Genomic DNA, 4,542 nt, shown 5'->3' with positions numbered 1-4,542 from the left:
GCCGCGCGCGAAGAGCGACCAAGCGATGCGCGGCGCGAAATCGGCCCAACCCGCTTCCATCGCGTCCGCCGTCGCCCGCATCTCGGCGGCGGTCTGCCGGCTGGCGATACCATAGGACCAGTCGGGGGCGTTGGCGACCTTCGGCGTCATATCGAGAATGGCAAGGCCTGCGGCCCTCACATCATGCCGCGTCAGCGCCTCCAATGCCACCAGCAGCCCCATCGACCAGCCGACGAGTACGGGTCGGTCCAAGGCCCGCGTGTGGAGAAACTCCGCCAGTGCCGCGCCGAGATCGGCAATGCTGAGGTGCGGGTCGCGCGTTGCGGTCGGCCCGTGGCCGGGCAAGTCGGGAATAATCACCCGCAGCCCCCGCTTCACCAGCGCCTGCTGGGCGGCAAAAAACTCGCCGCTCGCCCCCCAACCGTGGATCAACACAAGGGGCGGCCCTGCGCCGAGATCGAGCCAATGCCGGATTGGCGCCGGGCTCACTGGGCGCCTTCCACATCCTTGATGTAAACGAGGGCACGCCCCGTCACCAACGTTTCGCCCGCCGCATTGGTGAGCGTGGTTAACAGGTCGCAGAGGTGCTTTTCGGGACGCAGCTTGGTGATTTCCAAAGTCGCCGTAACCGTTTCGTCCAGCGACACCGGCTTTAAGAACTGCATATCCTGCTTCAGATAATTTGTGCCGCGCCCCGGCAGTTTAACGCCGAGGATATAAGAGAAAAGCGCCGCCAGCAGCGGTTCGGGCAGCGCCGTGAACGCGGCACTATGGACCCCGATAATCGCCGCAAAGCCGCGCAAGTCCTCGGGTGAAAAAGACCGGGTAACGGTCGCCGTTTGGCCCAGCGTCAGCATTAGATAGCCCCTAAATCAAGAATGGTCGTGGCTTCCGTCACCGGCGTATCATCGGCACTGCGGGCGACGCGCACCGAGATTCGCGCTTCGCGCCCCTCAACGCTGTCGATTGTCGCGGTAATGCGGATCGGCTCCCCGGCATAGGCCGGGTGCGGGAACATCAGGCTCTGCTGCTTCGCCACCGCGTTCGGAAGTTGGCGGCGCATCTCCGCCCAAAGGTAGCTGTAAATTAGCATACCATGCGCCACGGGACGCCCGAAACGCGTGCGCGCCGAAAAATCCGGATCGACGTGGATAGGGTTATCGTCGCCGCTCACGCGGGCGAAAAGCTCAAGCTCGGCCTGGGTGGGCACATGCTCAATCGTGAAAAATGGACCAGGAACAAGGGACATATTAGGCAGACTCCGGCGTTTGGGGTTCCGTCAGCGCCGCGCGCAGATGGTGCTTTTGCACCTTACCGGCGGCGGTGCGGGGAAAATCGGTGACAATCGTAACGTGCTTCGGAACCTTATAGGGGGCCAGCACGGCCCGTGCGTGCTGCTGCAAGGCTGTCGGATCGGCGCTTTGGCCGGGGCGCAGAATGACGGCGGCGTGGCCGACCTCGCCCCATTTCTCGTCGCTCACCCCAACCACCGCCGCTTCCAGCACGGCCGGATGGGCTTGGAGGACATGCTCCACTTCGGCCGGATAGACGTTCTCGCCGCCGGAGATATACATGTCCTTGATCCGATCGACGATGGTGTAATAGCCATCAGTATCGCAGCGCGCGACATCGCCAGACTTCAGCCAGCCGCCGGGCGCAAACGCCGCTTCGGTCGCCATCGGATTATTGAAATACCCCGGCGTAATTCCGGGGCCGCGAAACCAGAGTTCGCCATCCTCGCCCTGTGGCACGTCGCGCCCATCGCCGCCGACCAGCCGCACTTCCGAGAGAAGCTGCGGCTTGCCGACCGACCCGATCTTCGTCGGGGCCTGGGTGCGGTCCATGAAAAACACCGTGGGGCCGGTTTCGGTCATGCCCATGCCGTTACAAATAGTAACGCCCCGCTCCAAAAACGTCTGGATCAAGGCCGCCGAAATCGGCGCGCCGCCGCAGCCCCAATGTTTGACGGCGGAAAAATCGGTGTGCTCGAACGCCGGATGCAGCTAATCGCCTGATAAATCGCCGGAACGCCGAAGAAAACCGTAATCCCCCCCCGCTGAACCAGCGACAGAACGAGATCGACATCGAATTTCGGCAAAACCTGCGATAGGCCGCCGACGATGAAAACCGGCAGCGTGTGTAGATTGATCCCAGCGGTATGGAACAGCGGTAGAAAATTCAACGATTTGGTACCGGGGCCGATTCCCGTCGCCGTTTGAACGTTCATCATATTGGTCAAGGCCATGCCCGCCGTCTGAATCACCGCCTTCGGCTTGCCGGTGGTGCCGGAGGTATAGAGGAGATACCAGGGCGCATCGGTTTCCCAGAGAGTCGGGGCGATCCCGTCGCCCGGTTGCGCGCAGAGCGTATCCCATTCGGTCAAGGTCCGCGCCGCCAGCCGGGCCGCCGCCGCCACTTTGCTGGCGAGGTCCGCCGTCGCCGCGTCGTAGAGCATCAGTTTCGCGCCGCTATCCTCGATTATCGGCGCAAGCTCCGCCGGGGTCTGCCGCCAATTGAGCGGCACCAGAATCGCCTTGGCGCGGGCGCAGGCGAACAGCAGTTCGAAGAACGCCACATTATTGTGACAGAGGACCGCAACCCGATCGCCCACGCCAATGCCGAGGGAGCGCAGGAGCGCCGCTCCGCACCCAACGCGCCGTTCGATCTCGGCAAAAGACCAAACGCGCCCGCCGAGAGGATCGGCAAAGGCCGGCGCGTCCGGCGTGAGCATCGCGCGCTGAGCGCAAAGATCGGGGATAAATTTCATGCGGCGCGTCCCAGGAAATGCCTCATACCGGCGTCGGTTTCGGGCGTATCGATTAAGCTTAGGAAGCACAGGCGCTCCCGCTCCAACCCCAGCGCTAGCCGCGCCCGACGTTCGGGCGGCCACAGCAACTGCTTCGTCGCAGCAAGGCTGCTGGCGTGTTTGCCGAGCAAAACCTGGACCCAGACGGCGATTTGATCGTCGAGCGCCCCAGGATCGGTTACGGCTTGGACGAGGCCGAGGCTGAAGGCTTCCTCTGCCGTCACCATCCGGTTCAGCAGTTGAATTTCCGCCGCCCGCGCCGGGCCGATACGGTCGGGCAGCAGGGCCGTCCAGCCGCCATCGGGGGCAAAACCGACATCGACATAATAGGGGGCGATGAAAGCGCCGCGCGCCATTGCCGCCAAATCGGCGGCCAGAACGAAGCCGAGTGAGCCCCCCGTTACCGCCCCCTGCACGCGCGCGATCACCGGGCACGGCAGATCGACCAGCGCCAGAATCGCCCGGTGCAATCCACTCACGAGCCCCGTCGCATACTCCCGGCGATGCACCAGCGGCACATCGGCAAACGCACCCACGTCCCCGCCCGTCGAAAAACTGCGCCCCGCCCCGGTCAGCACCAGCAGGCGCGGCGGCAAGCGCGCGAGATCGTCGAGCGTGGCGTTCAAGGCCGCGAGCAGGGCGGGCACGAGGCTATTGTGTCGCTGCGGGCGATTGAGGGTGAGCGTGGCAACGCCATTCTCCCGCCGAAGCTCGACCAGATTTTCCGTCATGGCGCCTTTCCTTCGGGGAGTTTCGGCGCGATCCCGCGCGAAATGAACGCGAAGGCAGCCTCTGTCACTGCCTCAATCGACGCGTCCTTGTCCCACAGCGCATAGCGCCGCCCGATAAAATCACTAATCCCCATCAAAGCCCATGCCCGCAACTCCGCATCTCCTGGGGAAAGTTGTCCAACGCCTTCCGCCTCGCTCAAAGCTTGCCGATAGTTGTTTGCAAAATCGTGATAGTAGCGCTGATAGGCTACTTCATCCACAAATTGTGATTCGGCCACAACCCGATAGAGATTGGGATTGTCCCGCACGAAGGAGAGGAACGCCTGTAGGCCGCGCTTTTCGATCTCCAGCCGGTCCTTAAGGCCTGCGGTCGCCTGAGTCAGATGGCGGCGCAGGCGGCGGCCCATCCGCAAGACCAGCTCGCGCATCACATCCTCCTTCGAGCGGAAATAGAGGTAGAATGTCCCCTGCGCGACCGCCGCCTCCTGGGTGATCGTGCTGATTGAGGCTTCGGAAAAGCCCCGGCGGCCAATATCTCGCTCCGCCGCATCGAGAATGCGCTGACGCGTTCGCTCGCCCCGGCTGGTTTTCGGGAGGGGCAAGGCCGGTGGGGGCGCTACCGCGTCGTCTAATGGTGCTGTCGCCATGAAAATTTCCTTCCACCCGAGGGCAACCGCCCGCAAGCGCTTGCCCCTTGTTTTTTAACCTCTTTCAAACCCGTCGAGGGGATTGAAAGAGCCGGATTGGGGGAGCGTTGAAAACCCCAGTACCCTTATCCGTTTGCACTCCCACCTTGACGGGCGTGCGATGACAGGATAGGAAAAGATGAAACATGACTCAAGTGTCAGTTTGCACACTTGGGTCGCAAAGCAAGTCAGTAAAACAAACGCTGATTGGGGGAGGAAAAAATTATGCGCACCATTCGGACTCTGTGTCTGACGGGGGCGGCGCTTGCTGCGCTGTCGAGCCCGGCCCTAGCCAAAGATCTCAAAATCTGCCTCATTG

7 protein-coding genes are annotated in these 4,542 nt (G+C 62.7%); all 7 read right to left on the bottom strand.

Translation table 11 applies throughout. The features are described 5' to 3' along the window. Nucleotides 1-489: alpha/beta fold hydrolase (locus VZ95_RS10050; protein WP_156995223.1), on the bottom strand; the 489-nt coding region annotated here is incomplete at its 3' end. Beyond that, complete coding sequence (locus tag VZ95_RS10045; RefSeq protein ID WP_045775721.1) at nt 486-857, bottom strand: hotdog family protein; 372 nt, start codon at nt 855-857, stop codon at nt 486-488. The genes VZ95_RS10045 and VZ95_RS10050, both read right to left, overlap by 4 nt. Next, on the bottom strand, nt 857-1,249 hold the full coding sequence (locus VZ95_RS10040) for a MaoC/PaaZ C-terminal domain-containing protein (RefSeq protein WP_045775720.1): 393 nt from the start codon (nt 1,247-1,249) through the stop codon (nt 857-859). The genes VZ95_RS10045 and VZ95_RS10040 overlap by 1 nt, the downstream gene beginning before the upstream one ends. A gap of 1 nt (nt 1,250) precedes the next feature. After that, a complete protein-coding gene (locus VZ95_RS28175) occupies nt 1,251-1,937 on the bottom strand; it encodes a class I adenylate-forming enzyme family protein (RefSeq protein WP_269747097.1) in 687 nt (228 codons plus the stop codon). Then, nucleotides 1,922-2,767, bottom strand: coding sequence for an AMP-binding protein (locus VZ95_RS10035; RefSeq protein ID WP_269747096.1), 846 nt, complete (start codon nt 2,765-2,767; stop codon nt 1,922-1,924). The genes VZ95_RS28175 and VZ95_RS10035 overlap by 16 nt, the downstream gene beginning before the upstream one ends. After that, the gene (locus VZ95_RS10030) at nt 2,764-3,537 is read right to left on the bottom strand and encodes an enoyl-CoA hydratase/isomerase family protein (protein ID WP_045775719.1); all 774 of its coding nucleotides are present in this window, start codon (nt 3,535-3,537) and stop codon (nt 2,764-2,766) included. Before VZ95_RS10030 ends, VZ95_RS10035 begins: the two co-directional genes overlap by 4 nt. After that, nucleotides 3,534-4,184 carry a TetR/AcrR family transcriptional regulator gene (locus tag VZ95_RS10025; protein ID WP_045775722.1) on the bottom strand — a complete coding sequence of 217 codons (651 nt, stop codon included), beginning with the start codon at nt 4,182-4,184 and terminating at the stop codon, nt 3,534-3,536. Before VZ95_RS10025 ends, VZ95_RS10030 begins: the two co-directional genes overlap by 4 nt. Nucleotides 4,185-4,542: the final 358 nt, after the last annotated feature.

It is taken from the genome of Elstera litoralis (assembly GCF_000963705.1).
GTDB classification, from domain to species: Bacteria; Pseudomonadota; Alphaproteobacteria; order Elsterales; family Elsteraceae; genus Elstera; species Elstera litoralis.
This window is presented reverse-complemented; position numbering and strand designations above follow the sequence as displayed.